This window comes from Enterobacter nematophilus, from assembly GCF_026344075.1.
Classification (GTDB): domain Bacteria; phylum Pseudomonadota; class Gammaproteobacteria; order Enterobacterales; family Enterobacteriaceae; genus Enterobacter; species Enterobacter nematophilus.
The window spans coordinates 480,465-506,667 of record NZ_JAPKNE010000001.1 but is presented as its reverse complement, the minus strand read 5'-3'; the positions used below and the strand labels follow the sequence as shown (position 1 = coordinate 506,667).

Annotated in this window: 27 protein-coding genes; 12 read left to right on the top strand and 15 right to left on the bottom strand. The window is 57.6% G+C overall.

Annotation, left to right across the window (positions count from 1 at the left end; genetic code table 11):
• The first annotated feature begins 32 nt into the window (after positions 1 to 32).
• Positions 33 to 596 (top strand): DNA endonuclease SmrA, encoded by a 564-nt coding sequence (gene smrA / locus OSH03_RS02325; protein ID WP_061098385.1) that lies wholly within the window; start codon positions 33 to 35, stop codon positions 594 to 596.
• 27 nt (positions 597 to 623) lie between these two features.
• Here the strand turns inward: smrA and tcp are convergent, their stop codons facing one another.
• Positions 624 to 2,285, bottom strand: a complete 1,662-nt coding sequence (gene tcp / locus OSH03_RS02320) for a methyl-accepting chemotaxis citrate transducer (protein WP_061098384.1) — start codon at positions 2,283 to 2,285, stop codon at positions 624 to 626.
• Positions 2,286 to 2,428: 143 nt separating this feature from the next.
• Here tcp and OSH03_RS02315 point away from each other — a divergent pair, with 143 nt between their 5' ends.
• Positions 2,429 to 3,295, top strand: a complete 867-nt coding sequence (locus tag OSH03_RS02315) for an aldo/keto reductase family oxidoreductase (RefSeq protein ID WP_266178165.1) — start codon at positions 2,429 to 2,431, stop codon at positions 3,293 to 3,295.
• 46 nt (positions 3,296 to 3,341) lie between these two features.
• Here OSH03_RS02315 and OSH03_RS02310 read toward each other — a convergent pair whose 3' ends face one another.
• Complete coding sequence (locus OSH03_RS02310) at positions 3,342 to 3,542, bottom strand: hypothetical protein (protein WP_061098382.1); 201 nt, start codon at positions 3,540 to 3,542, stop codon at positions 3,342 to 3,344.
• 313 nt (positions 3,543 to 3,855) lie between these two features.
• Between OSH03_RS02310 and umuD the strand changes: the two genes are divergently transcribed.
• A complete protein-coding gene (gene umuD / locus OSH03_RS02305) occupies positions 3,856 to 4,290 on the top strand; it encodes a translesion error-prone DNA polymerase V autoproteolytic subunit (protein WP_266178164.1) in 435 nt (144 codons plus the stop codon).
• Positions 4,274 to 5,536 (top strand): translesion error-prone DNA polymerase V subunit UmuC, encoded by a 1,263-nt coding sequence (gene umuC, locus OSH03_RS02300; protein WP_151413856.1) that lies wholly within the window; start codon positions 4,274 to 4,276, stop codon positions 5,534 to 5,536. The genes umuD and umuC overlap by 17 nt, the downstream gene beginning before the upstream one ends.
• A 7-nt stretch (positions 5,537 to 5,543) precedes the next feature.
• Here the strand turns inward: umuC and OSH03_RS02295 are convergent, their stop codons facing one another.
• Positions 5,544 to 6,440, bottom strand: a complete 897-nt coding sequence (locus OSH03_RS02295; protein ID WP_266178163.1) for a LysR family transcriptional regulator — start codon at positions 6,438 to 6,440, stop codon at positions 5,544 to 5,546.
• 97 nt (positions 6,441 to 6,537) lie between these two features.
• Between OSH03_RS02295 and OSH03_RS02290 the strand changes: the two genes are divergently transcribed.
• On the top strand, positions 6,538 to 7,593 hold the full coding sequence (locus OSH03_RS02290; protein WP_266178162.1) for an SDR family oxidoreductase: 1,056 nt from the start codon (positions 6,538 to 6,540) through the stop codon (positions 7,591 to 7,593).
• A 40-nt stretch (positions 7,594 to 7,633) separates the two neighbouring features.
• Here the strand turns inward: OSH03_RS02290 and OSH03_RS02285 are convergent, their stop codons facing one another.
• Positions 7,634 to 8,614: an NAD(P)H-dependent flavin oxidoreductase gene (locus tag OSH03_RS02285; protein WP_266178161.1), complete on the bottom strand. Its 981-nt coding sequence runs from the start codon at positions 8,612 to 8,614 to the stop codon at positions 7,634 to 7,636.
• A 133-nt stretch (positions 8,615 to 8,747) separates the two neighbouring features.
• Here OSH03_RS02285 and OSH03_RS02280 point away from each other — a divergent pair, with 133 nt between their 5' ends.
• Positions 8,748 to 9,632, top strand: coding sequence for a LysR family transcriptional regulator (locus tag OSH03_RS02280; protein WP_266178160.1), 885 nt, complete (start codon positions 8,748 to 8,750; stop codon positions 9,630 to 9,632).
• A gap of 196 nt (positions 9,633 to 9,828) precedes the next feature.
• Here the strand turns inward: OSH03_RS02280 and OSH03_RS02275 are convergent, their stop codons facing one another.
• The 4 genes from OSH03_RS02275 to OSH03_RS02260 form a co-directional block, all read right to left on the bottom strand.
• Positions 9,829 to 12,900: an efflux RND transporter permease subunit gene (locus OSH03_RS02275; protein ID WP_266178159.1), complete on the bottom strand. Its 3,072-nt coding sequence runs from the start codon at positions 12,898 to 12,900 to the stop codon at positions 9,829 to 9,831.
• Positions 12,897 to 14,045: an efflux RND transporter periplasmic adaptor subunit gene (locus OSH03_RS02270; protein ID WP_266178158.1), complete on the bottom strand. Its 1,149-nt coding sequence runs from the start codon at positions 14,043 to 14,045 to the stop codon at positions 12,897 to 12,899. Before OSH03_RS02270 ends, OSH03_RS02275 begins: the two co-directional genes overlap by 4 nt.
• A 78-nt stretch (positions 14,046 to 14,123) precedes the next feature.
• Positions 14,124 to 15,320, bottom strand: coding sequence for a sensor histidine kinase (locus OSH03_RS02265; protein WP_266178157.1), 1,197 nt, complete (start codon positions 15,318 to 15,320; stop codon positions 14,124 to 14,126).
• The gene (locus OSH03_RS02260; protein ID WP_266178156.1) at positions 15,317 to 16,012 is read right to left on the bottom strand and encodes a response regulator; all 696 of its coding nucleotides are present in this window, start codon (positions 16,010 to 16,012) and stop codon (positions 15,317 to 15,319) included. The genes OSH03_RS02265 and OSH03_RS02260 overlap by 4 nt, the downstream gene beginning before the upstream one ends.
• Before the next feature lie 124 nt (positions 16,013 to 16,136).
• Between OSH03_RS02260 and OSH03_RS02255 the strand changes: the two genes are divergently transcribed.
• Entirely contained in the window at positions 16,137 to 16,922 is a 786-nt protein-coding gene (locus tag OSH03_RS02255) for a MipA/OmpV family protein (protein ID WP_266178155.1), read from the top strand.
• A gap of 37 nt (positions 16,923 to 16,959) precedes the next feature.
• Here OSH03_RS02255 and yajD read toward each other — a convergent pair whose 3' ends face one another.
• Positions 16,960 to 17,307, bottom strand: coding sequence for an HNH nuclease YajD (gene yajD, locus OSH03_RS02250; protein ID WP_266178154.1), 348 nt, complete (start codon positions 17,305 to 17,307; stop codon positions 16,960 to 16,962).
• Between the two features lie 178 nt (positions 17,308 to 17,485).
• Here yajD and OSH03_RS02245 point away from each other — a divergent pair, with 178 nt between their 5' ends.
• Positions 17,486 to 18,511, top strand: coding sequence for an LLM class flavin-dependent oxidoreductase (locus tag OSH03_RS02245; RefSeq protein ID WP_266178153.1), 1,026 nt, complete (start codon positions 17,486 to 17,488; stop codon positions 18,509 to 18,511).
• A 28-nt stretch (positions 18,512 to 18,539) separates the two neighbouring features.
• Entirely contained in the window at positions 18,540 to 19,487 is a 948-nt protein-coding gene (locus OSH03_RS02240; protein ID WP_266178152.1) for a zinc-dependent alcohol dehydrogenase family protein, read from the top strand.
• A gap of 3 nt (positions 19,488 to 19,490) precedes the next feature.
• On the opposite strand, the gene OSH03_RS02235 is transcribed toward OSH03_RS02240, so the two are convergent.
• Positions 19,491 to 20,525, bottom strand: a complete 1,035-nt coding sequence (locus tag OSH03_RS02235; RefSeq protein WP_061098375.1) for an AI-2E family transporter — start codon at positions 20,523 to 20,525, stop codon at positions 19,491 to 19,493.
• 133 nt (positions 20,526 to 20,658) lie between these two features.
• Here OSH03_RS02235 and OSH03_RS22150 point away from each other — a divergent pair, with 133 nt between their 5' ends.
• The 3 genes from OSH03_RS22150 (at position 20,659) to mdtI (ending at position 21,626) form a co-directional block, all read left to right on the top strand.
• Complete coding sequence (locus OSH03_RS22150) at positions 20,659 to 20,829, top strand: protein YdgV (RefSeq protein WP_420909746.1); 171 nt, start codon at positions 20,659 to 20,661, stop codon at positions 20,827 to 20,829.
• Between the two features lie 118 nt (positions 20,830 to 20,947).
• Entirely contained in the window at positions 20,948 to 21,310 is a 363-nt protein-coding gene (gene mdtJ / locus OSH03_RS02230) for a multidrug/spermidine efflux SMR transporter subunit MdtJ (protein ID WP_061099675.1), read from the top strand.
• Positions 21,297 to 21,626 carry a multidrug/spermidine efflux SMR transporter subunit MdtI gene (gene mdtI / locus OSH03_RS02225; protein WP_028012966.1) on the top strand — a complete coding sequence of 110 codons (330 nt, stop codon included), beginning with the start codon at positions 21,297 to 21,299 and terminating at the stop codon, positions 21,624 to 21,626. Before mdtJ ends, mdtI begins: the two co-directional genes overlap by 14 nt.
• A 38-nt stretch (positions 21,627 to 21,664) precedes the next feature.
• Here the strand turns inward: mdtI and OSH03_RS02220 are convergent, their stop codons facing one another.
• The 5 genes from OSH03_RS02220 to puuE form a co-directional block, all read right to left on the bottom strand.
• Entirely contained in the window at positions 21,665 to 22,486 is an 822-nt protein-coding gene (locus OSH03_RS02220) for a trypsin-like serine peptidase (protein ID WP_028012967.1), read from the bottom strand.
• 102 nt (positions 22,487 to 22,588) lie between these two features.
• Positions 22,589 to 22,672 (bottom strand): small membrane protein YdgU, encoded by an 84-nt coding sequence (ydgU, locus tag OSH03_RS22250; RefSeq protein ID WP_021241182.1) that lies wholly within the window; start codon positions 22,670 to 22,672, stop codon positions 22,589 to 22,591.
• A 93-nt stretch (positions 22,673 to 22,765) separates the two neighbouring features.
• Positions 22,766 to 23,140 (bottom strand): acid resistance repetitive basic protein Asr, encoded by a 375-nt coding sequence (gene asr, locus OSH03_RS02215; RefSeq protein WP_032642591.1) that lies wholly within the window; start codon positions 23,138 to 23,140, stop codon positions 22,766 to 22,768.
• 148 nt (positions 23,141 to 23,288) lie between these two features.
• Complete coding sequence (locus OSH03_RS02210) at positions 23,289 to 24,776, bottom strand: carboxypeptidase M32 (protein WP_266178151.1); 1,488 nt, start codon at positions 24,774 to 24,776, stop codon at positions 23,289 to 23,291.
• Positions 24,777 to 24,926: 150 nt separating this feature from the next.
• The gene (puuE, locus tag OSH03_RS02205; protein WP_266178150.1) at positions 24,927 to 26,198 is read right to left on the bottom strand and encodes a 4-aminobutyrate transaminase; all 1,272 of its coding nucleotides are present in this window, start codon (positions 26,196 to 26,198) and stop codon (positions 24,927 to 24,929) included.
• Positions 26,199 to 26,203: the final 5 nt, after the last annotated feature.

Here is a 26,203-nt window from a genome sequence, read left to right as displayed (position 1 = left end):
AGTACAGGGCCAGATGTAGCCGGAGGATTTCCATGAACCCTGACGACAAATCCCTTTTTCTTGACGCCATGGAGGATGTCCAGCCCCTGAAACGCTGCACCGATATCCACTGGCAGCAAAGCCGTAATACCCGGGCTCGCCAGGACATCGATACCGAACAGCTCGACAACTTTCTGACCCTGGGTTTCCTTGAGCTATTGCCGCTTGACGAGCCGCTGGCGTTCCAGCGCGAAGGCGTTCAGCAGGGCGTTATTGATAAGCTGCGTTCGGGTAAATACTCCCGACAGGCCAGCTTAAATCTGTTGCGTCAGCCCGCTGAACGCTGCCGCCAGATGCTGTATTCCTTTATTCGCCAGGCCAGCCGTGACGGATTACGTAACCTCATCATCATCCACGGGAAAGGGCGCGAGCAAAATTCGCATCCTAATGTGGTGCGTAGCTATCTGGCACGCTGGTTAACCGAGTTCGAGGAAGTGCAGGCGTTCTGCGTGGCGCTGCCGCATCACGGCGGCAGCGGGGCTTGCTATGTTTCCCTGCGAAAATCCGATGAAGCGAAGCAGGAGAACTGGGAACGGCACGCCAAGCGCAGCCGTTAGCGGGCGATATCTTCGCCCGCCTGAGGCTTAGAACGTTTCCCAGTTACTGTCGGAGGCGGCGTTAGCCGTTGCCGGACGCAGCAGCTGCGGCGTTTTAACGTTGGCCGGGCGCGGGGCGGTGGCGTTTGCTTTACCGTTCAGACGAAACGCGGCCACGGCCTGACGCAGCTGTTCGGACTGATCTTCCAGCGCCGCTGCCGCCGTGGCGGACTGCTGCACCAGCGCGGCGTTTTGCTGCGTCACGCTGTCCATCTGCGACACGGCCAGGCTCACCTGCTCAATTCCGCGGCTCTGTTCATCCGATGCGGACGAAATCTCGCCCATGATATCGGTGACGCGGGTGACGGCGGCGACAATCTCCTTCATGGTGGCGCCCGCTTCGCTGACCTGCTCAGAACCGGTGTTCACCCGGCTGACGGAGTTCTCGATAAGCCCTTTGATCTCTTTCGCCGCCTGCGCGCTGCGGCTGGCCAGCGTACGGACTTCACCGGCGACAACCGCAAACCCACGGCCTTGCTCGCCCGCGCGGGCCGCTTCTACCGCGGCGTTAAGCGCCAGAATGTTGGTCTGGAACGCAATGCTGTCAATCACGCCGGTAATGTGGGCGATTTGCTGCGAACTGTCAGCAATTTCGTTCATGGTGCGCACCACGTTATCCACGACGTGGCCGCCGCGAGCCGCTGTTTCAGAGGCATTCTTCGCCAGCAGCGTCGCCTGACGGGCGTTATCGGAGTTCTGTTTAACCGTTGCGGTCAGCTCTTCCATGCTGGCGGCAGTCTCTTCGAGCGAGGAGGCCTGCTCTTCGGTGCGGGCGGAAAGATCGTTGCTCCCTGCGGCAATTTCACCCGCGCCGGTGTAGATGGAGTCGGTGCTGCCGCGTACGGCGCTGACGGTCGTTACCAGCGACTGCTGCATCTCGTGCAGGCCGGCGGCCAGTTGACCCATCTCATTGCGGCCAGAGAGGGTGATATCCTGCGTCAGATCGCCTCCCGCAATGGCGCGAATATGGTTCATAATGGCGTTGAGCGGCTTTAACAGCAGGTGCTGTAAACCCTGCCAGATCACCACCAGCACGGCGATAACGGCCAGGAAAATGGCTGCCAGCGTCCACTGCATCTGCGTGAAGCTGCTCTGGTTCTCTTCGGTTGCCGCCTTCAGCAGCGTGTTGTTCTCGGCGCGCCAGCGGTTATAGACCGCCTCCATGTCGTCCTGGGCCTGCTGAGCGTCCAGATCGCCATAGGCCTGGTAGTTGTCGGCACGCAGATACTCAATCGACAAACGCATCACCTCGTGCATCTGATTCCATGACTTCTGCATCTCGTCGGTTAACGCCGCATTCTGGCCGTTAACCTGCGGCATTTTCTGCCATTCTTTGTTATAGGCTTCAGCTTTAGCCAGCGAGTCGCCTGCGGTGCCAAGCAGTTTATTAATCGCGGCAAGGGATGCCGGGTCGCGCTGGTTCTTCAGGTAGCGGATCGCCACGCGGGTGACGGTAACGCGCGTTTTCACCAGCGTGTTCACGCTGTCGCTCAGGCTTTCCTGCTGGGCATTCAGCACGCCGGAGTTCTGGAAGTTATGGCGATCGTTGCTGACGGCAGAGTAGAACAACCCTCCCGTGACAACTTGCAGCAGACAGAATATGGTGAGGGCAAAGATAATTCCGGTAATCACGTGCAGATTTTTCAGCATAGCGGTCGTCCGTTAGAAAAGATGCAGAGGTACACCCATACTATCGTCGTATAGAATTTAAACTTTAATTTAACTCGCGCTTAACTTAGGGCTTCGGTCAGGAACCTGTTGTAAATCCGGATCATTTTATGAGGAAGGTTAACATGAGCAGCATTGATAAAAGCGGGACGTACGCGCTCGGAACGCGAACGGTTAAACGACTGGGCTACGGGGCAATGCAGCTTGCCGGGCCGGGCGTATTTGGCCCGCCGAAGGATAAACAGGCCGCGCTGGACGTACTGCGCGAAGCCGTGGCGGCGGGTGTGAATCATATCGATACCAGCGATTTTTATGGCCCGCATGTGACGAACCAGCTGATCTGCGAGGCGCTTCATCCTTACCGGGACGATCTCACCCTCGTCACCAAGATCGGCGCTCGTCGCGATGACAAAGGGGCCTGGCTGCCGGCCTTTTCCGCGCAGGAGCTGACCAAGGCGGTGCATGACAACCTGCGCAACCTGAAGCTGGATGTGCTGGACGTGGTGAATCTGCGGATCATGTTTAGCGCACACGGCCCGGCAGAAGGATCGATTGCTGAACCGCTTACCACCCTCGCAGAATTACAGCAGCAAGGGCTGGTGCGCCACATTGGCCTGAGCAACGTCACGGCCACGCAGGTGGCGGAAGCGCGGAAGATGGTGCAGATCGTCTGCGTGCAGAACATGTACAACATCGTGAACCGCGGCGACGATGCGCTGGTGGATTTACTGGCGCAGCAGGGGATTGCGTATGTGCCGTTCTTCCCGTTGGGAGGCTTCACGCCGCTGCAGTCCACCGGCCTGCAGGCCGTCGCGGATTCCCTGGGCGCAACGGCGATGCAGGTTGCGCTGGCATGGCTGCTGCAACGTTCACCGAACATCCTGCTGATCCCCGGCACTTCATCCGTGGCGCATCTGCGGCAAAACCTCGCGGCGGGAGAGGTGCAATTGCCGCCTGAAGCACTTGAAAAACTGAATGCTCTGATGGGTTAATCACAGCATGGGCAAAGCCGGAAGGACACTTTCAGGCTTTGCCTGCTCAGACTCCGCATTGACTTTGCTGTCTGTGAAGCGCTAACGCTTCTGCCACAATCTCCTGCTTGCTTTTTCGCGTCTCAAAGGCGGTGATTCTGATGTACTCCATCAGGTCAGGCTCGATGCGGGCGCTCAACATCCTGAGATCGGCCTCCTTTGCTAAACCGCGGGCAACTCGCTTGTCGGGATAGTCACGGGCTGGCATAGAAAACGTCCTCCAAAAGTCTTGATAATTCGTGTCCTGAAATATGCGTTACTCTTATCAAAAAGTCAATTAATAGTGTTTGCATAGTGATTTGGTGATCTTTTGATTTTAACTTTAAGTGATTTTAAAGTGTTTATTAATGACTTGGTTATGACTTTTGCTTAACCCATCTGCGATCGCCCGCAGAAGAGGTTGCTAAATTAAATCCGCTCAAACTTCAACGCGTTTGCGGTCTTTGTCGGAAATGACCTTGATCCTGTGCCGTAATCCGTAATACTGTGTTTATATACAGTATCTGGCGGGAAAGGCATTTATGGACACTCTCTTTTCTTATCATCCAAAGCAACATATTGAATTACCTCTCTATCTTGAGCGCGTTGCCTGTGGTTTTCCAAGCCCTGCGCAGGATTATGTGGAGGATCGTCTCGATCTTAACCGGCTGGCAGTCAGGCACCCCAGTGCGACCTACTTTATCAAAGTGAGCGGGGACTCCATGATCGGCGCGGGGATTAGCGACGGCGATCTGCTGGTGGTAGACCGCTCGTTAAATGCCGAACACGGTGACATTGTTGTGGCGTCGGTCGGCGGCGAGTTTACGGTGAAAGAGCTACAGACCCGCCCGGTTCTGCGGCTGCTGCCGCGTAATGCCCGCTATCAGCCGATCGCCTTTCAGTCCGAAGAGGAGCTGCAAATCTTCGGTGTCGTCACTCATACGCTCAAAACGCATAAACATGTTCGCGCTGGTTGATGTGAATAGCTTCTATGCCTCCTGCGAGAGGGTGTTTCGCCCCGATCTGGTGGGTAAGCCCATCGTGGTGGTGTCCAATAACGACGGCTGCATTATTTCGCTGTCGCGGGAGGCAAAGCAGTTCGGCATAAAAATGGGGGAACCCTATTTTAAATTCAAAGAGAAGAGTTATCCGTCACGGGTTTACGTCTTTAGCTCGAACTATGCGCTGTATGCCGATCTCAGCAGCCGGGTGATGCAGACGCTGACCGATCTCGCGCCGGCCATTGAGATTTACTCCATCGATGAAGCATTTGTAAACGTTTCGGGTGTCAGCAACTGCATGTCGCTGGAAGCGTTCGGCCATCAGATGCGCACGCAGGTTTTTAAAAATACGGGCTTAACCGTTGGCGTCGGGATTGCGCCGACCAAAACGCTGGCGAAGCTGGCCAACTATGCGGCGAAGCGGTGGTCAGCCACCCGTGGCGTGGTCGATCTCTCTGATCGAGGACGGCAGCGTAAGCTGCTGGCAAAGGTTCCGGTGGAGGAGGTGTGGGGCGTAGGCCGACGCATCACGAAAAAGCTTAACGCGATGGGGATAACCACGGCGCTGGAGCTGGCGGAAGCGTCATCCTGGGTCATCCGCAAACATTTTAACGTGGTCATGGAGCGCACGGCGCGCGAGCTTCGCGGTGAGCCCTGCCTCGATCTGGAAGAGTTTACTCCTACGAAGCAGCAAATTATCTGTAGCCGTTCGTTTGGACACCGTATAACGCAATACGAGGAGATGCATCAGGCCATTTGCGCCTACGCGGAACGCGCAGCGGAGAAACTGCGCGGCGAGCATCAGTACTGCCGCTTTATCAGCGTGTTTGTGCGCACCAGCCCGCATGCGGACAACGAAATTTATTACGGCAATCAGGCTTCCGTCACCCTGATGACGCCCACCAATGATTCGCGCGATATCATCCGTGCCGCCACCGAGGCGCTGGGGCGTATCTGGCTTGACGGATATCGCTATATGAAAGCGGGGGTGATGCTGGCAGACTTTTTCAGCAGCGGCGTTGCCCAGCTTAATTTGTTTGACGATAACCGCCTGTGCGCCAACAGCGCGGCGCTGATGGCGACGATCGACAGCCTGAATCATTCCGGCAAAGGGAAGATTTGGTTTGCCGGGCAGGGGATTGAGAAAGCCTGGGCGATGAAGCGTGAGATGCTGTCACCGGCCTATACGACGCGTTACGCGGATTTACCGGTGGCGCGGTAGGAAGCGGTTATTTTGCGGGGGCATGCTCCGCGCGCTCAATCAGCAGTTGCTCGATTACGCTGACGGCTTTTCTGACGCGTTGCGGAATAAAGCGGGCGTCAGGGTAGACGGCATAGAGGAAGCGATCGGGCAACCGCCAGTCGGGCAGTACCGGCACCAGCGTGCCGGTTTGCAGCGGCCTGGCCGCAAGCGGTCGCTGCATACCGCCGATACCGATCCCGGCCTCCAGCGCCTGTAGCAGCGCGTCGCTGGTGTTGGCGCGGAAAACGGTATTCACGTTTACCGCAATCGTTTCTTCACCAGAGATTAGCCGCAGGGGGGCATCCAGCGGGATGCCGCTAAACCGCACATGGGGCAGCGTCGTCAGCTCGCTCACGTCGTGCACAGCCTGAAAACCGGGGGAGGCAAACAGCGCGGCTTCAATACGCGCCAGCACGCGAGCCGCATGCGCCTGCGGGGGCTCACTGCTCAGCCGTATCGCGACGTCCACGCCTTCCGTCACCAGATCGGCAAGGCGGTCATCAAGGGAAATCCGCAGATGTAATTCTGGATGCAGGCGCTGCAGCTCCAGTAAATGCGGCAAGACGATCTGCCCCAGGCCGCTCGGCAACTGGATATGAACGCTCCCCTGAAATTGTCGATCGACCGGCGCCAGCCGCCCCTCCGCTTCCCGCATGGCGTCCAGCAGCAGCTGCATGTCGCGGCGGTAACGTTCTCCCTGCTCGGTCAGCTTCATTGTGCGCGTTGTTCGGTGCAGCAACACCACGCCCAGCTCTTGTTCAAGAGCGGCGACCTGCTGGCTGACGGCGGACTGCTTCATCCCGCTCCGGCGGGCGGCAGCAGAAAAAGAGCCCGCATCCGCGACGCAAAGAAAGGTAGAAATGGCGTTGAGCTTGTTATTCATTTAATGGTTTTTCTGATAAATGCTATCTGATGAAGGGGATATTCACTAAAAAAATAATAGATGACACTGCGTCTGTCACTCTTTCTGGAGAAACACCATGGATAAGATGCAGCAACAAAAGGTCGCCCTCGTCGCGGGGGCCAGCGGTATTGTCGGCAGACAGCTTGTCAAAACGCTTCTGCACAAGGGATGGGAAACGATCGGCGTGAGTCGTCAGGCATTATCCCATCCTGACGGTATTACGATGGTTAACGTCGATTTGCTGGATGCCCAGGATAGCGCGCGGGCGCAGCAATCCTTGAGCAGGGTTACCCATCTCTTTTACAGCGCCTGGGTGAACGCCGCCAACTGGACGGAGATGGTTGAGCCGAACGTCACCATGCTGCGTAACCTGGTCAGCACCCTCGAAAAAACGGCACCTTTGCAGACGGTCAGCCTGATGCAGGGCTATAAAGTGTACGGCGCGCATCTGGGCCCGTTTAAAACCCCGGCGCGCGAAAGCGATCCCGGCGTACCGGGTGCAGAATTTAACTCTGCCCAGCTCGCGTGGCTCAGCCAGTATCAGCGTGGAAAACGCTGGCACTGGAATGCCATCCGGCCGGGCGTGGTGGGCAGTGCGGTGCCCGGTAATACCATGAACCTTGCGCTGAGCATTGCCCTGTATGCCTCTTTGTGTAAGGCGCTGGGACTACCGCTGCGTTTTCCCGGTTCGGAACAGACCTGGCACAGCATTGTGGATTATACCGACGCCGGACTGCTGGCGGAGGCCACGCTGTGGGCGGCCACGTCACCTGCGGCGCAGAATCAGGCGTTCAACGTAAATAATGGTGACCTCTGGCGCTGGAGCGAGCTGTGGCCGCGCATTGCCCGCTGGTTTGAACTGGACTCTGCGCCGCCGGTGAGGCTGTCGTTTCACCAGCTGTTTACGGACTATCGCGGCGCATGGCGCGAGCTGGCCGGGGATCGGCTGGTGGAGGCGGATATTATGCAGCTGAGCGACGGGCATTTTGCCGATTTCGTCTTCGGCTGGAATTACGACATGTTTGGTGACGGCAGCAAGCTCAGGCGGTCAGGCTTTACGCGGATGCAGGCGACGGATGAGATGTTTTTCAGCCTGTTCGCGCAGCTGCGGGCGGCGCGGGTTATTCCCTGATGAACCTGGGCGTCCTGGTGCAGGCCAGGACGCCAGGCATTTACTCAACCGTTAACGCATGAACAACCTCTGCCACGCTCTTTACGCTGCGGATACTTCCTATCCCCGTGCCGAGCGAGATATAACCTTCATCGGTGTTATCTTCCAGCATGCCCAGGCGCAGGCCCCGTAATCCTCCCATTGTCTTGCCCAGCTCCTCGTTGCTTGCGCCTGCCTTATCCATCGACGCCAGTTTATCCGCCAGTTTGCCGGGTAGAGAGCGGTAGTAATGGGGTACGGTGCGGAAAAGCAGTAAATCGAGACCGTTGGCGGCAACAATTTTATCTTTGACCCCCTGCGGCACGCGGCTTTCTTCCGTGCTGATAAAGACCGACCCGGCAAACACGCCTTCCGCACCTAATACATGGGCCGCTCTGGCGGTGCGATTATCGGTAATGCCGCCCGCGGCCATCACCGGGATGTGCTTCACGGCATCGGCAATCAGCGGCACGATGGAAAAGGTGCCAAGCGCCGTTGCGGGTAACGTCCCGCCCTCATCAAAACCGGTGGCCACAATAATGTCAGCCCCCATTTCTTCCGCGAGGCGGGTGTTCTCCGGCGTTGGGTTGATGTCGCGGTAGATAATGGCGATACCCGCCTCTTTTAACTCGCTGAACAGCGCGGGAATAATGCTACCTTCCCCATATCCCGTATACACCACGGCCCTGACGCCTTCTTCTTTCACCACCTGAAGGATCGGCCCTGTCCAGACGTCATTAACGGTCGTGGGGATCAGGTTCACGCCAAAGGGTTTTTCAGTCAGCCGTTTGGTTTTACGAATCTCCTCGCGCATTTTTTCGGCGGTCTCTTCCGGCGTGGAGACTGCGGTGTCGGCGGTTAAACCGGCATTGGGCCCCAGCACGCCGAGCCCGCCGGCATTGCTGACCGCAGCAACTAAACGGGCATCCGTGAGCCAGGATAACGGTCCCTGAATAACAGGCTTTTCGATACCCAGGATCTGACAGATACGGTTATTTTTCATAGCAGACTCTCTCTCGTTTGAATGGAGGAGAGTGTAGGGCGCAGCATTGTTAGGAAAAATAGCCAAAAATATTCATCACTGTTATAAAATTAATAACAATTATTTTATCCTGCTCGCGGCAAGAGCGTCCTTTATGAACATAAACCTCTTTGAATCTATTCGAATTTTTATTGAAATTGTCGAGTCGGGGAGCCTGACCCAGGCAGCGGAAAATCTGCAGATCCATCGCCCGGCGGTCACCAAAGCGTTACAGCTTCTGGAGCAGCACAGCGGCACGCGTTTGCTGCAGCGAACAACGCGTCGAATAAGCCTGACGCCGGATGGGGAAGCGTTTTATCGCCGGAGTAAACCTCTGCTGGCGCAGGCGGACGAATTGCTGGAGTCGTTTGGTGCTGACCGGGCAATACACGGCCAGCTGCGCGTGGATATGCCCATCGCTTTTGCGGCGCTGCGGGTGATACCGAACCTGCCTGATTTTTATCTGCAGCATCCTGAAATCGACATCGTTCTGAGCAGCTCTGACCGCCGCCGGGATATGCTCCGGGATGGCCTTGACTGCGTGCTGCGGGTGGGCGAGCTGGACGACGGCGACTATATCGCGCGAAAAGTGGGGGACATCAAAATTACGACCTGCGCCAGCCCGGCCTGGCTGGCACAACACGGCACGCCAGAAACGCTGGATGATTTACACCAACATCAGGCCATCAACTGGGTGAATAACAACAGCAGACAAATCCATCCGTGGACGTTTACCACGCCGGAAGGCATCGCGGAGATTAAACTTCCCGGTAAGCTTGTCGTGGACAACTCCGAAGCCTACATTGCTGCAGGACTGGCTGGGCTGGGGTTAATGCAGGGGATGAATCTCTTTCTCCAGCCTTACATTGACCGCGGTCTTCTGGTTGAAGTCCTGCCGGACTATCGCTCGCCGGACCGCAAGCTTTCTCTGCTGTATCCACACCGTCACCTCTCCCGCAAGGTGCGGGTATTTACTGAATGGCTCGAGAGTTTAGTGTAAAAACCCGTCACCGGTGTACAGCAGTCAGCTCGCGACACCGCGCGCCAATCCGTTCCACGGCATTCAGCAGGCGAGGCGTGGGTTCGTTTGCGCAGTTTAGCCGCAGCAGCTGACGGAGGATGAGATCCCCCGGATCCTGAGGAACCGTTTTGCGCTGACTGCTGCGTAATCTGCCGGGGAACGATTGAGCCTCGGCTCAACTTTCTTCTGCGGCTTTGCGCTGAATGCCCCACTGTAACAGCAGGCTAAACGACGCGGGTAACACGGTCAGCGTCACCAGCGTCGCAACCAGCAGTCCGCCGATAATGGCATAGGCCATTGGCCCCCAGAAGACCTGATGAGAAATGGGGATCATGCCCAGAATGGCGGCACAGGCGGTCAGACAGATGGGTCTGGCCCGGTGTTCCGCTGCCACCATAATCGCGGCATCGTTTGCCATTCCCTGAGCAAGATTGCTGTCAACCTCGCTAATCAATATCACCGCGTTACGTACGATCATCCCCGCCAGGGCGATGACGCCCAGCAGCGCAACAAACCCCATCGGCGTGCCGCCGGGCAGCATAGCCAGCACAATCCCCGGTAAACCAAACGGGGCCATCAGGAGGGCCAGCAGCATCCGGGAATATCGCCGAAGCTGAAGCATCAGCAGCAGCAACATGATGACAAGCGTTACGGGAAGCACGCTAAAGACAGAGCTGTTCCCCTTATCGGATTCGGCAACCGCGCCGCCTTCTTCAATGCTATAACCCGCGGGCAGATCCGCGCGCAGCTTATCGACCGCCGGACGCAGCGCTGCGGATACCGCTTCAGCTCTCAGCCCCGGCGCGAGGTCAGTTTGCACCGTGATAAAGGGCACTCGTTGCCGACGCCAGATGACCGGATCGTCCACGCCCCAGACCGGCGTCGCGACGGCGCTGAGTGGAATTTTTTTACCGTCATTCCCCTGAATCGTGAGCGAGGAGAGGGCGGTGGGGGTGTGACGTTCATTGTCCGTGGCGCGGAGCACCACGTCGACAAGGCGGTCATTATCCCTGATGGACGTGACAACGCTGCCGGACCAGACGGTGTTCAGCGTGCGGGCGAGACTTTCTGATGATATTCCCGCCGCCCTGGCCGCCGTCTGATTCACCTTCAGGGTAATAACCCTCTCCGGCTCTCCGGCCGTCTGGTTAACGTCGCGTGAGAACGATGACCGGCCAATCGCGTCCGTGAGACGGTTCGCGAGCGCCCGGACCTGCAGATAATCAGGCCCGCTCACCCGGTATTTGATCGGCCAGCCGACAGGCGGCCCAAGCTCCAGGGGTGATACGCGCGTGATGATGTCGCTGAATTGAGACGCCAGAATCTTGTTGAGTTGCGTATGCAGACGATCCCTCGCCTCCAGATCGTTGGCCACTACGACCATCTGGGCGATATTTTCATTTTCAAGCAGCACATCCATCGGCAGATAAAAACGGATGGCGCCCGACCCGACGTACGTCGAATAGCGCTTGATGTTGCTGTTGCCGGCCAGCGCGTGTTCCAGCTTTTCCACCTCTTTTAACGTTTCCGGCTGTGACGCGTTGGCCGGAAGCGTCAGGCTGACCAGCAGCTCAGGCCGGTCTGAAGCGGGGAAAAACTCGCCCTGCATAAACGTCGTGCCGTACGCTGACAGCCCCAGCGCGGAAAGCGCAATCAGCACGGTGGCGAGCCGGTGGCGGAGTGCCAGGCGTAAAAGCCGTCCGTACGCGCGCGCGATCCTTCCGGGGCCTGCCGCGTGATGTCTGACTTTTTCCGGCAATAGCCACGTGCCCGTCAGCGGCGAAAACAGGATCGCGACAGCCCAGGAGCAGAGCAGGGCAATCAGCACCACCGCAAACAGGGAAAAACAGTATTCACCGGCGCTGGAGGCCGCAAAACCAACTGGAATAAACCCGGCAATCATCACCAGGGTTCCGGTGAGCATCGGGAAAGCCGTCGTTTTGAATGCATGGGTGGCCGCATGCCGACGGGAATCCCCGGCTTCCAGCCGGGAGACCATCGTTTCGACGGCGATCATGGCGTCATCCACCAGCAGACCCAGCGCAATGATTAGCGCCCCAAGCGAGATACGCTGAAGCCCGATTCCAGCGAGCATCATGCCGGCAAACGTCATGGCGAGCACCAGCGGAATGGCAGCAGCCACCACCAGCCCTGCCCGCAAACCCAGCGAGACAAATGAAACTGCCAGCACGATAACAACGGCTTCAATAAGCACCCGGACAAAACCGCTTACCGCGTCGCTGACCACCGCCGACTGATCGGCGACTTTCACCATCTCTATACCGTGCGGCAGCCCGGCGCTAAGGACCGTCATTCTGGCGTTCAGCGCGGCGCCAAAACGCAGCATGTTGCCAGTCGGCGCCATCGACACCGCCAGCCCGATGGCAGGTTTGCCGTTTACCCGGTAAGCGGGGGCCGGTGGTTCGGCGGCTTCCCGGGTGACGGTGGCAATGTCGGTCAACGGAATATAGCGATTGTTAATGTGCAGCGTGACGGCGCGTAAACTCTCTTCGGACGTGAGCGCCCCGCTAACCTTTATCGCGATGTTTTCCTGCCCGGTACGCATAACGCCTGCCGGGACAACCGCGTTTTGCGCCCGAAGGGCATCGGCGACCGCCTGAATATCCAGCCCCATACCCGCCAGACGGGCCGGAGAAAAGGCGAGGACCAGCTGTTCCTGCTGTTCGCCCAACAGGGTGGTTTTGCCGATATCCGGCAAGGACGCGAGCTCACGACGTATTCTCTCAACGCGGTCCCGCACTTCCCGTAAGGTGTAGCCGTCGGGAATAAAGCCATAAATCGTGCCGAACGTGTCGTCAAACTCGTCGTTTACGGTCGGGCCCTGAACGCCTTCCGGTAACGACGGCGCGATGTCCTGCATTTTTTTGCGGATCTGATACCAGATGTCCTGCACCTTTTGCGGCGGGGTATCGTCGCGGAGATTCACGTGGATAACGGCGCTCCCGGCGCGGGTTTCACTTTCGAGATAATCAAGCCGGGGCGTTTCCTGCAGCTTTTTTTCAAGCGTATCGGTCAGCAGACGAGTTGTATCCGCTACGGATGCGCCCGGCCACTGCGCAGAGACGACCGCTGTTTTAATGGTAAAAGCAGGATCTTCATTACGCGGCAGTTTTTCATAGCAGAACACGCCCATCGCCACGATCAGCAGCATGAAGAAACTGACCATCTGCTGATGGTTAAGCGCCCATGCGGACAGGTTAAATTTCGCTTCCGGTTTCGTGTTCATGGCTGAACCTCCCCGGGTACCACCGGCTCTCCGGAACGGAGTTTGCTCACGCCAGCCGTAATCACCTGGTCGCCTGGCTCAAGGCCGGAGGCGATAATCACCGAGGAGGCCGTATAGCAGGCGGGCACTACCGCGCGCAGCTGCGCCTGCGACTGCGGGTTAATCACGAACACCGCCGGTCTATCGCCTGTTCGGCTCAGCGCCGATGCGGGAATGACGTAACCTCGCGGGCCAGTGGAGGGCAGGGTGACGGTGACGCTGGCACCCAGTGCCATCGCCGCTGGCGGGTTTATCAGGGTGGCCCTGACGCGCCAGGAGCGGGTCTGAGGATCGGCCTGCGGAGTGATATCCCGCAACGCGGCCGAGGCCTGTACCGTTGGGTCGCTGAGAAGGGCAACCCGCAAATCCGCATTCTCCAGCGGCGGGATCGCATCGGGCGTGGCGATATCAAACGCTACGTCGCGAGCTTCACCGGTCGCCAGCGTAAGCACCGACTGTCCCGCGCTGATAACCTGGCCCGCCGAGGCGCTTACATCGGTGATCGTGCCGGTTTGTGGCGCAATCAGGCGCGTCCAGCCGAGACTTTCGCGGGCGTTACGTAACGCGGCCTCGCTGCTTTTCAAGCGCGCGCGGGCGACAAGCCAGTCCGCGCGGGCGCTGTCGAGCTGCGTGCGGGCTATGGCGCCCGTCTGCATGAGCTTTTGCATTCGACTGACGTTAAGCGCGGCAACCTGCGCAGAGGCTTTGGCACCTTCATAGTCGGCGGCCGCGCTGTCGAGCTGGTTTTGCCCGGTCGTGTTGTCAAGCGTGGCCAACAGCTGTCCGGCGCTGACCCGATCGCCAATATCAACGCTGCGCGTCAGAATCCGCCCCCCGGTGCGAAAGCTCAGGGTCGTTTCATCGTGGGCATGGATCTCACCGGTTCTTTCCAGCGCGGGAAGGGGCTGGGCGGCACCCACGATGACGTAGCGTACCTTTCGCACAGGGCCAGGCTTATTTTCGTGTTTATCACCGCAGCCGGTCAGCGGAAAAATAGCCAGCGCAAGCAGGGCCAGGGGAAGAAAATTCACCCAGGAAAGGGTGCGCGCCACGCCGTGCAAATGGTGCAGGCAGTGGCGGAGGGAGAGAAAAAATTCGTCTGACATAACGCCGCTCCATAAAAGTGATGGCGTTATTAAATGCGCGGTAAGTCGAGAAAGATTCGATGTTGTGTCAAGGGTTTATCAAGAGTGACGATTTTCCTTATCAGACGGCAGCCAGGGTAACAAAATACGCACCGCGAGGCCGCCCGTTTCCGGCAATGAGGCGCCGATCGTGCCCCCATGCGCCTGACAAATCGCCCGGGCGATAGACAAACCTAGGCCGCTGCCGCCGGAATGCCGCGCGCGGGATAGCTCCTCGCGGCTAAAGCGTTTAAACATTTCCGGTAAGAACTGGGGCGATACGCCCGGTCCGTCATCTTGAAATTCAATGGCGTAATGCCCGCAGGCGTAGTGCAGCGCCACCTCAAGATGGCCGCCCTCGCGCCCGTATCGTAGTGCATTTTCCATAAGGATAGTAAACACCTGGCCCATGCGGAACGCGTCGCCTCTGAAGGGGCATGCGCGAGGGTTACGCAGCGTAATCGTAAAATGATGCGCATCAGCCTGGGGCATGATCCAGGCAGCCCGCTCCTGAATAAGCTCATCCAGAGAGAAGACCTGGTCTTCCAGCACCAGATTTCCCGCGTCGGCCAACGAGAGAAGATGAAGCTCATCGGTCAGGCGGTTGAGATGCTGAAGCTGTTTCATCACCATACCCAGTTGCTCCGGGTTGGCATCAAAAACGCCGTCCATCATACCCTGCAGACGACCAATGGCGGCGGTCAGGGGCGAGCGCAGCTCGTGCGCCATCGCCACGTGCGAGGCGCGGAGTTCTTTTTCATAGCGGGCGAGTTGCCCCGTCATGGAATTAAAGTCGGTTGCAAAGCTGACCATTTCAGCCGGCGCATCCTTGATAAGTTCTGCCTGACGGCCAAATTGCCCGTCTGCGACATCTTTGGCAGCATCACGAAGGCGGCTGAACTGCAGCGCCAGCGGTCGGGCGTGTTTTAACCCCATCACCACAATAAACGGGATCATCACCAGCACCAGGAGGGCCACCGTAACCCAGTCCGCGGAGGCGATGGACGGCGTGGAGTAGCTCAACCCCCACCAGGTATCCACAATGCTGTGGAAGCGGGCCGGATCGGCCTGCGGGTTCTGACTGAGCGTCAGAAATTCCTGCCGTACCGCCGCCGGCATTTTGCCCATTATCCAGTAGTTCTGAACCGCATAACGTAGCCACATGCAGGCTGCGATGACAATCACGCTGCCGATAGCCAGCGCTAAGATGCGTGCGCAAATCCAGCGCCACAGAGAGGAATGTTGGTTGGTTATCATGGTTGTCTGAACCTGTATCCCACGCCGCGTACGTTGATCAGCACGCCGGAGATCCCCACAGCTTCGAGTTTTTTACGCAGGTTATAAATATGGGTGTCCACCACGCGCTCCAGAGCCTCGCTTTCCGGCAAACAGTGCTCCAGTAAATACGGGCGGGAAAACGGACGTGCGGGAGAGCGCATCAGCGTTGCCAGAAGCGAGAATTCAGTTGGGGTCAGGTCGAGCATCACAGGCGTGTCGTCACCGTTAACCACGCTCGCCACGATGGCGGAGACATCCACTTCCAGCGTTTTCCAGCGAAGGATCTCTTCGTCTGTCTCTTTTTTACGGCTGCGCCTCAATACCGCCTGCACCCGTGCCACCACTTCCCCGGGATGATAGGGTTTCACAACATAATCATCGGCACCGTACCGCAGGGCGCCAATGCGATCGGGGGTGTCGCCCATGGCCGTGACCATGATCACCGGCACATCGCTTTTGCGACGCAGCCCGGCCAGTACTTCGGTACCGTTAAGCCCCGGAAGCATTACGTCCAGCAGGATAAGGTCGGGTTTCCACCGTTGCGCCATATCCAGCCCGGAAAGACCGTCCCCGATAATGGTGACATCGTAATTTTCACGACGTAAATAGGCTTCGAGCACGCCAGCCGCATCGGCGTCATCTTCAATAATTAGCACTCTTCTGGACAACATCCGTTCACCTTGACCGTTTCTTAACACTTTCCCGACGATTCATTGATTTAGCCAAACCATACTGCGCCAACATTGTGTGGCAGACCCTGAATCAGCAGACGCCAGCGTCTGCGTGGAGGACAGTATGATAGCGATAAAAAAAGGCCTGTATATGACCGTTCCGCTTCTGATGATTGTTGCATCCGGCGTGCAGGCGAATGATGACGCCGCTTCCGGCTCTTTAACCGTCGGGTTGGGCGGTCACTACGCACCCCGTTATTCAGGCTCAGACAAGCAGGTATGGCAGGTGGTTCCTGTGCTGCAGGGGCGTAAGGGCGCTTTCTTTATTGATGCGCAAAAAGGGGTGGGGTATGACCTGCAAAACGACAGCGGTTGGTATGTCGAACATACGCTGGGTTACGACCTCGGGAGAGCAGAGCAAAATTCTGACTGGCGTGAGGGCGCAAACAATCTGAAAGGGATGAGGGACATAGATACCACCCTGAATACCGGCCTGGCCGTCGGCTGGCAGGCCGCGCCTTGGGTGAGCGTTGAAGGCAAGGCGACGCTGCCGTTAACGGACAGTCAGGGCGTAAGCTATCAGGCATCCGTTACGTTGATTCCCCTGCAAAATAGTCAGGACACTGTCGCCTTTCAGTCTGCGGCCCTGTTTGGCGACAGCCGTTATCTGAACACCTGGTATGGGGTCAGCGAGCCGCAGAGCCGCCGCACCGGATATCGCCGCTATGCAGCGCCGGGTGGGTTTTATGGCATTGATACCAGTTTGACCTGGAGCCATCAGTTCGATGCTCACTGGGGGACGGTTCTGAGCGCGGACTATACCTGGCTTGACGACCATGCGAATGAAAGCCCGATCGTGATGCGGCGCAATGAGGGAGCTGCAACCGCCGCTATCACCTGGACATTTTAAATTTGCGGAGCACGATGTGAATGAGGGAACGAAAGGACTACCTCTTTTTGTCCATCATTGCCTTTAAGTCAGCAAACGGGTTAAACGTGGCGACGCCCACGTCTTTTTGGGCGTCTTCCCCGGCGACCACGGTGGTGCCGTACTGATCCGCTTCGGTGTACTTAGAATGTTCGTGATCGTGGCAAAACAGGCACAGCAGCTCCCAGTTGCTGCCATCTTCCGGGTTGTTGGTGTGGTCGTGATCGATATGGTGAACCGTCAATTCACGCAGGTTGGAATAGACGAACTCCCGCGAGCAGCGTCCGCAGACCCAGGGATAGATTTTTAATGCTTTTTCGCGATAGCCGCTTTCCAGTCGCGCGTAGTTTTTAGGGATCAGAGCCATTGCCGGTTTTACCTGCCATGAAAAAAGTGGGGGATATTATATCCCATTATGGGGCGGAATGACGAACCGCTAAATTCCGTCAATTTATTTGATGCTTTCCGTTAAATAAACGGCATTTATTCTCAGCGAGTAATGCGTAAAGTGGAGAGAACGCAACGTATTATCAGGACACATCGTTATGAAAAAGATCGGGTTTTTATCGTTTGGTCACTGGACGCCTTCACCGCAGTCCGGCACGCGCTCGGCGGCGGATACGCTGCTGCAGTCCATCGACCTGGCCGTGGCCGCTGAAGAGCTGGGCGCGGACGGCGCCTATTTCCGCGTGCACCACTTCGCCCGTCAGCTGAGTTCACCGTTCCCCCTGCTGGCCGCCATCGGCGCCAAAACGAAAACTATCGAAATCGGTACTGGCGTGATCGATATGCGCTATGAAAACCCGATGTACATGGCCGAGGATGCGGGCGCGGCGGACCTGATTTCCGGCGGCCGTTTGCAGCTTGGCATCAGCCGTGGCTCTCCGGAGCAGGTCATTGATGGGTGGCGTCATTTCGGCTATGTCCCGCAGGAAGGGGAAAGCGAAGCGGACATGGCGCGCCGTCATACCGAGGTGCTGCTTGAGGTGCTGCGCGGCGAAGGGTTTGCAAAGCCGAATCCACAGCCGATGTTCCCCAATCCGCCGGGGCTGCTGCGCCTGGAACCGTATTCTGAAGGGTTGCGGGAGCGTATCTGGTGGGGCGCCGGTTCGAATGCGACGGCGGTATGGGCCGCTAAGCTCGGCATGAACCTGCAAAGCTCAACCCTGAAAGACGACGAAACCGGCGAGCCGTTCCATATTCAACAGGCAAAACAGATCCGCGCTTATCGCCAGGCCTGGAAAGAGGCGGGGCATGCGCGCGAGCCGCGCGTCTCGGTCAGCCGCAGCATTTTTGCCCTGATGGACGACCGCGACCGGATGTACTTCGGCGCCAGCCGCAACGACAGCGATAGCGTGGGGTATCTTGATGAGAAAACGCGCGCGATCTTCGGGCGCAGCTATGCCGCAGAGCCCGACAGGTTGATTGAACAGCTGAAAAAGGACGAGGCGATTGCCGAGGCTGATACGTTATTACTGACCGTACCGAACCAGCTCGGCGTGGATTACAATGCGCACGTGATTGAGTCCATTCTCAAACATGTCGCACCGGCAATGGGCTGGCGCGATTAAGTATTCCGCCGTCAGCCGTGAGATCGTAATGGAAAATCTGGCCCTCTGGTATCGCCGTTTTGGCGAGCCAGAATCTGTTCTGCAACCTGAAGCCGCACCGCCGGACGCGCTTGCGCCGGGACACCTCCGCGTGCAAATGCTGTATGCGCCGGTGAACGCGTCCGATCTCATTCCCATTACCGGCGCCTATCGCCACAGAACTCCGCTGCCCGCCGTCGCGGGGTATGAAGGCGTCGGCGTTGTCATTCAGGCGCCCGCGTCGTTTGCGCATCTGTCGGGTAAACGCGTTCTGCCGCTGCGCGGGCAGGGTACCTGGCAGCGCTATGCGGATTGCCCGGCAGAGTATGCGATCCCCGTCCCGGACGATGTCGATTCACGCCTGGCCGCGCGGGCCTATATCAACCCGCTGGCGGCACAGATGATGCTGAACCACTATCCACCGCGGGGAAAGCGGGTGCTGCTCACGGCCGCCGGTTCGGATTGCGCCATTCTGCTCGGGCAGTGGGCGCGTCTGGCGGGGGCAGAGACGGTGTACGGTATTCATCGTTCGCCCGTTCACGCTGAACGGCTGGCGGCGATGGGGATTGTTCCTGTCGCACAGCATGACATGCAGCGGATTCTCTCCGTTGCCGCGCGTGCCGACGTCGTTTACGATGCAACCGGCGGAACGCTGGCGGAAGCGATCCTGAGCGTGATGCCGGAGCAGGGCATATTTATCTGCTACGGGCTGCTCTCCGGGCAGACCTTCCGCCAGCAGCGGCCCCTGCCGCGCGTGGCGTGGTTCCATATTCGTAACTATCTGGATGGGCTCAGCGCTGAGGCGTGGCTCGCGCGGTTCGATCAAATCTGGCCCCGGATGCGCGCCAGCGAGTACAGCCCCGGTACGGTGTACCCTCTGACGGACTGGCAGAGGGCGCTCGGGGCTTACCGTGAAGGGGGAAGGGCAAGCAAGCCCCTCCTGTCGATGGCGGAATGACGGCTATTGATGGCTCATATCGCTCAGCAGCACGGCGATGCTTTGCCCGCCCGCAGTCTGTTCCAGCCCAATCTTCACGATGATGGTCAGCGGAACGGAGAGCAGCATGCCTACGGGACCGAGCAGCCAGCCCCAGAAAATCAGGGACAAAAAGACGACCAGCGTCGAAAGCCCCAGCCCGCGTCCCATCATTCGTGGTTCAAGAATATTCCCGAACACCAGATTAATCGCCAGATAGCCGGCCAGCAGAATCAGCGCGTCATAAAATCCGCTGAACACCAGCACCTGAAGAATAGGGGGGATCGCCGCCAGCACGGAGCCGATGTTGGGAATGTAGTTGAGCGCAAACGCCAGTAGCCCCCAGACGAACGCAAAGCGGACGTCCAGCGCCACCAGCATTCCCCAGACCACCACCCCGGTGACCAGGCTGATGGCGGTTTTCAGCACCAGATAACGTGAAACGCTGTCCAGCGCGCGCTGAATAGCTCCCATTCCTTCAACCGGACGAACCATAATTTGCTGTAACTTTGCGGGCAGCTGCGGCACCTCCAGCAGCATGAACACCACCGTTAAAAACAGCAGGAAAATGGAGGTCATGGCATTGGAAAGCTGCGTCAGCAGTCCTGTGACGATCGTCATAGCCGCATTAGGGTCGATATATTTAAGAAGCTCCTCAACGGAGACTTCTATTCCCGCGCGCTGTAGCCAGGGCTCAAGCTGCAGCAGCGGTATCGCCAGCGAGGAACGGTATTTCGGCAGCGTTCGCGCCAGTTCGTTCAGCGAGGTACCCAGATACGCAACCAGTAACACCATAGCGAAAATAATGACGCTAATCAGCAGGGTAATCGCCAGCACGCGCGGGATGCGCAGCCGCGTCATGCGCTGGACCAGTGGGTTAAGGATCACCGCAACGAACAGAGCCAGAATAAAGGGCACAATGATGTCGGCGGCAAAACGAACGCCCGTGAGTATGATCACCAGCATGCCCAGCATGATGACAATTTTTAACCCGTTCAGGGTAATAATGGGTTTAGCCATGGTGACTCCGAAAAACGCTTTTTATTTATAATAAAGGGTAAACGCCCTGCAATAAACTAACCAAAATCAAACGGGACGGGTAAAGAATTGAAAAGACTTTGAGTAAAATCTTCAGTTATGGTACAAATTTGGCGTGTTCAACTACCGAGGACAATTTTCATCCGCAAAGACGAGAAGCAACAACGCGGATAATTGTAATTTTATGGACAATTTGTTCAGAACCTATTCTTCAAACAACGCTGCTCTATTTTCCACCTCCTTCTGCCTGCTTGCTGGTGAGCAACACTGGCGCACCGCACTATAGTCACCTCTTCTGCCTGAGCTGGCGCTACGCGCTTAGCTGTCTGATTTAATTTCATATTTTTTTGGTTTGCCGCATGCGGCGGGCCACGATGGATTATATTCTCAAGCAGGAGAAAAACATGTTTTACTGGATCTTATTAGCCCTGGCTATTCTCGCTGAAATTACCGGCACGCTGTCTATGAAATGGGCAAGCGTCAGCGAGGGCAATACCGGTTTTATTTTAATGCTGGTGATGATTTCCCTTTCTTATATTTTCCTCTCATTTGCGGTGAAGAAAATCGCGCTGGGTGTGGCCTACGCGCTGTGGGAAGGGATCGGTATTTTATTGATTACGCTTTTCAGCGTTCTGATATTCGACGAAACATTAACAACAATGAAGGTCGCCGGACTAACGACGCTGGTCGCGGGTATCGTGCTGATTAAATCAGGTACCCGAAAACCGACCAAACAGCAGAAGGAGCAGAACCATGCAGCAGTTTGAATGGGTTCACGCGGCCTGGCTGGGCTTCGCTATCGTGCTGGAGATTCTGGCGAACGTTCTGCTGAAATTCTCCGACGGTTTTCGCCGTAAAGTTTACGGCCTGATGTCGATTGCCGCGGTGCTGGGGGCCTTCAGCGCCCTGTCACAGGCGGTCAAAGGTATCGATCTGTCTGTGGCCTATGCGCTGTGGGGCGGTTTTGGTATCGCCGCCACCCTGGCCGCAGGGTGGGTGCTCTTCGGGCAGCGTTTAAATAATAAAGGCTGGATAGGGCTGATATTGCTGCTGGCGGGCATGATCATGATAAAACTCGCCTGATCAATCGGTAACCCTGCTTCACCGACAGCCGCGCTGGCTTACTCCTTAGCCAGCGCTTCCAGCTTATCGCGAAAGCCGGTGACGGATAAGGCCCGGTTATCGGCTCGCCAGCGGTCTTTCGCCGCCGGGGCGGAGCTTTGTACCCCAATCAACTGCCAGCCGTTATCGGTTTTCAGCATCAGCGGTGAACCGCTGTCGCCCGGCAATGTATCGCACTGATGCGAAAGCACGCTGGTCTGCGCCCAGCCCGTCACGATACAGTCCGTGTGGGTGTAGAGCGCATCCAGATGATCGACCGGGTAGCCTGACTGCGTGACCTTGCGGTCGGCGGCTTTCAGCGCGGCGGTGAGCGCCGCTTTATCGCCGTCAAATAACGGCAGCGGCGTAATGCCCGAAGGCGGGTAGCGCAAAATAATCAGGCCAAAATCCCACGAGGCTGCCGCGGGCGGCACAATCCAGCCGTCGCCATCCGGCTTCAGTCGCTTACCGAGCGAAGCATCCACCCGGCCTTCAATGCCGTGGATTTCATAGCGCCAGATCCCTTTTTGCGACACAAATCGTAGGACAACCGCTTTGTCTGGCTTTCCGTTGGGTGGCGTCAACAGGCAGTGGCCCGCCGTCAGCGCTAATTGCGGGGTGATCAGCGTCGCGGTACACAGGTTGCCGCTGGCGGTTTCCAGTTGGCCTATAGCATCCCAGGGAGCCTGGGTAGGATCGGTGACGCGGGTACGATCGTCATGACCGAAAAAAAGCGTCTTTAGCTCTTTCGCGCTAATGGCGTTATCACCGCCATCATCCGCCTGTGAAAATCCAGAAAAAAGGCCAAACGTTCCCAGCAACAACACAACAGATTTACGCATATCACACTCTGGTGGGGGTAATTATGATTATTAAAAGTGAACCCTATGAAAATACTATAGACGGGACGGCGCTAAAGTGGGAGTAAAATCAGCGTGCTACAGTCAGGAAAGATAAAAATGGCTTGCGATGAGCGCGCATAAAATAAGCAGGATAAGAATCAGCTCAAACCGATAGCGTCGCAGCATACGCCCTCCGGATAAAAAAAACGGCGCAGAACCTTTTCCGGTTCAGCGCCGGTTTACCAACGTGCCCCGAAGGGCACGGTTAAGCTTGTACGCTTACGCAGCTGGCTGTGCAGCTGGTTTAGCAGCTTCGTGTTTTACTGCTTTTTTATGATGCTTTTTCGCAGCCTGAGCTTTCTGCTCTACGGCTGGTTTGGCGGCTTTCTTGTGGTGCTTTTTCGCAGCCTGAGCTTTCTGCTCTACAGCTGGTTTAGCGGCTTTTTTATGGTGCTTTTTAGCGGCCTGGGCTTTTTGCTCTGCAGCCGGTTTAGCGGCTTTGTGGTGTTTCTTGTGATGTACGGTTTTTGCTGGCGCCGCGGTGGTCGTTGCAGCCGGTGCCGCAGCAGCTGGTGCAGCAGTGGTTTCAGCAGCAAACGCAGCAGAAGACAGACCCATAGCAGCGGCAACAACCAGAGCTAATACTTTTTTCATGTTCATACCCTCGAATTTGGTTTTTCATTTAACCCCACTGCGGGGCCGTTGAAATAACTATATCCCTGTAAATTCGGGGTTTCCGTGAGTGATTGGTATCGGCGTGTAACCATATGTACAAGGCCGGGGAAGAACCCCGGCCTTATCATTACAGGTAGCGTGAGGTGAGGTGTTCGCGGAAGTAGCGGATATTCAGATCTTCCCCCGTCGCCTGGGTGATTAACTGCGACGTGCTGAAGCGGCTGCCGTGCTGCCAGATGTTCTGACGCAGCCACTCAAACAGCGCCGAAAAATCGCCTTCAGCGATGGAGGACTGCAGCCCCGGAAGCGCGGTCTTTGCCGCATGGAACAGCTGCGCGGCGTACATCGCGCCCAGCGTGTACGACGGGAAGTAACCAAACCCGCCGTCGGTCCAGTGGATATCCTGCATACAGCCGTTGCGGTAGTTATCTTTGGTGGATAACCCGAGCCAGGCCTGCATTTTCTCATCCCACAGGGCGGGGATATCGTCCACCTCGATCTCGCCGTTGATCAGCGCGCGCTCAATCTCATAGCGCAGCACCACGTGTGCCGGGTAGCTCACTTCGTCGGCATCGACGCGGATATAGCCTGGCTTCACGCGCTGGTTCCAGGCGATAAAGTTCTCTTCGCTAAACGCCGCCTGGCTGCCAAAGCGGGCGTGAACGGCAGGGAGGAGGTACTTGAGGAAGGCTTCGCTGCGCCCCAGCTGCATCTCAAAGAACAGGCTCTGGGATTCATGGATCGCGGTTGAGCGGGCGAGGGCAATAGGCTGGCCCGCCCATGCGCGCGGCAGGTTTTGCTCGTAGCGCGCGTGTCCGGTTTCGTGGATCACGCCAAACAGCGCGCTGAGCAGTTCGTCCTCATCATAGCGCGTGGTGATGCGCACATCTTCCGGCACGCCGCCGCAGAACGGGTGCGCGCTCACGTCCAGGCGTCCGCCGTTAAAATCGAAGCCAAGCATCTTCATGGCTTCCAGCCCCAGCTCGCGCTGGGTTGCCGTCGGGAAGGGGCCCTGCGGCGGAACGAACGACCGCTGTGCCTGTTTCTCCACCGCGCTTGCCAGCAGGTCCGGCAGCCAGGTTTTCATATCGCCAAACAGCACGTCCAGGCGCGCGCTGGTCATGTCCGGCTCGAAAATATCCAGCAGCGCGTCGTACGGCGTACAGCCTTTGGCCTCGGCGCGCAGGCGGGCTTCTTCACGGCTGAGTTTCACCACTTCTTTCAGGTTGGCGGAAAAGCCCTGCCAGTCGTTGGCGGGGCGCTGCGTACGCCAGGCGTGCTCGCACCTGCTGCCCGCGAGAGATTTGGCTTCCACCAGCGATTCCGGCAGCAGGGTAGCCTGCTGGTACTGTCGCGTCATTTCGCGCAGGTTGGCCTGTTCGACGTCATTCAGGTCTTCCCCTGCTGCGGCCGCTAACAGGTCGCCGACTTTTTTATCGGTCAGGATCTGATGTTGCAGGACGCTCATCTCCGCCAGCGCTTCACCGCGCGCGGCGCTGCCGCCTGGCGGCATCATGGTAAACATGTCCCAACTGGCGATGGAGGAGAGATGCGAGAAGCGGGAGAGACGCTGGAAGGTTTTCACAAGTGACTGATAGGCGGATGTTTTTTGCAATTCTTATTTCCTCTTGCCAGGGATGTGTTTCAGGGAGCATATAATGAAACAGACCAAATTCCCCAACATTTCCCGCACGGAGGAAATCTGTGCCGATCTCCTCCGTTGAAACCGCCTCCGGAATGCCGGGAGACGGTTTTCAGTGGGCGCTTAGGTCTTATCACGCATAACCTGTTGCAGGATCGCCAGCGCCTGGGTGAACTGGGCATCCGGAATGGTCAGCGGATAAAGGAAGCGGATCACGTTACCGTACTGGCCACAGATCAACAGCAGCAGGCCCTGGGCGAGTGCCTTTTGCTGTATCGCCTGCGCGATGGCGGCCGAAGGTTCACGGCTCTCGGGATCAAAAAACTCCGCCGCAATCATCGATCCTCTTCCCCTTATCGCCACGAGCGCAGGAAAACTGCCCTGAATCTCCTCCAGCGTGGCTTTCAGCCGATCCCCCAGATGGCAGGCGCGGGCGCACAGCGACTCGTTGTCGATAATATTCAGCACCGCATGCGCGGCGGCCACCGCAAGCGGGTTGCCAGCATAGGTCCCCCCCAGACCGCCGGGCGCCGGCGCGTCCATGATCTCGGCGCGGCCCACCACGCCGGATAGCGGCATTCCGCCTGCCAGGCTTTTCGCCATCGTCATCAGGTCGGGCTTGTCCGCGTAGTGTTCCATGGCAAACAGTTTACCCGTACGGGCGAAGCCGCTCTGCACTTCGTCGGCAATCATCACGATCCCGTGTTCATCGCAGATGCGGCGGATGGCGGCCACCAGCTCTGGCGGGGCGACGTTGAAGCCGCCTTCACCCTGAATGGGTTCAAAAATAATCGCCGCTACCTGTTTCGCCTCAATATCCGCTTTGAACAGGCGTTCTATCGCCGTGATGGCATCCTGCGTCGTAATGCCGTGCAGCTCGGAGGGATACGGCACGTGATAAACCGACCCGGGGAACGGGCCAAATCCCAGCTTATAGGGCGCGACCTTGCCGGTTAACGCCATGGTCATATAGGTTCGGCCGTGGAAGCCTCCCCCGAAGGCAATCACGCCCGGTCTGCCGGTGTGGGCCCGGGCGATTTTAAGGGCATTTTCCACCGCTTCCGCGCCCGTTGTGAAGAACGCCGTTTTGGCCGGGCCCTGAATCGGGGCCAGTTCGTTAAGTTTTTCGGCTAATGAAACGTAGCTTTCATACGGCACAATCTGGTAGGCCGTGTGGGTGAACTGGTGAAGCTGTTTTTCCACTGCCGCCACCAGTTCAAGATGACGATGGCCGGTATTCAGAACCGCGATCCCGGCAGCGAAATCAATATAGTCGTTGCCCTCCACGTCGGTGAGGGTGGCATTCTCCGCCGTCCGGGCAAAGAAATTACACATTACGCCTACGCCGCGCGGTGTAGCAGAAAGTCTGCGCTGATGAAATTCCTGGTTACTCATGTCAG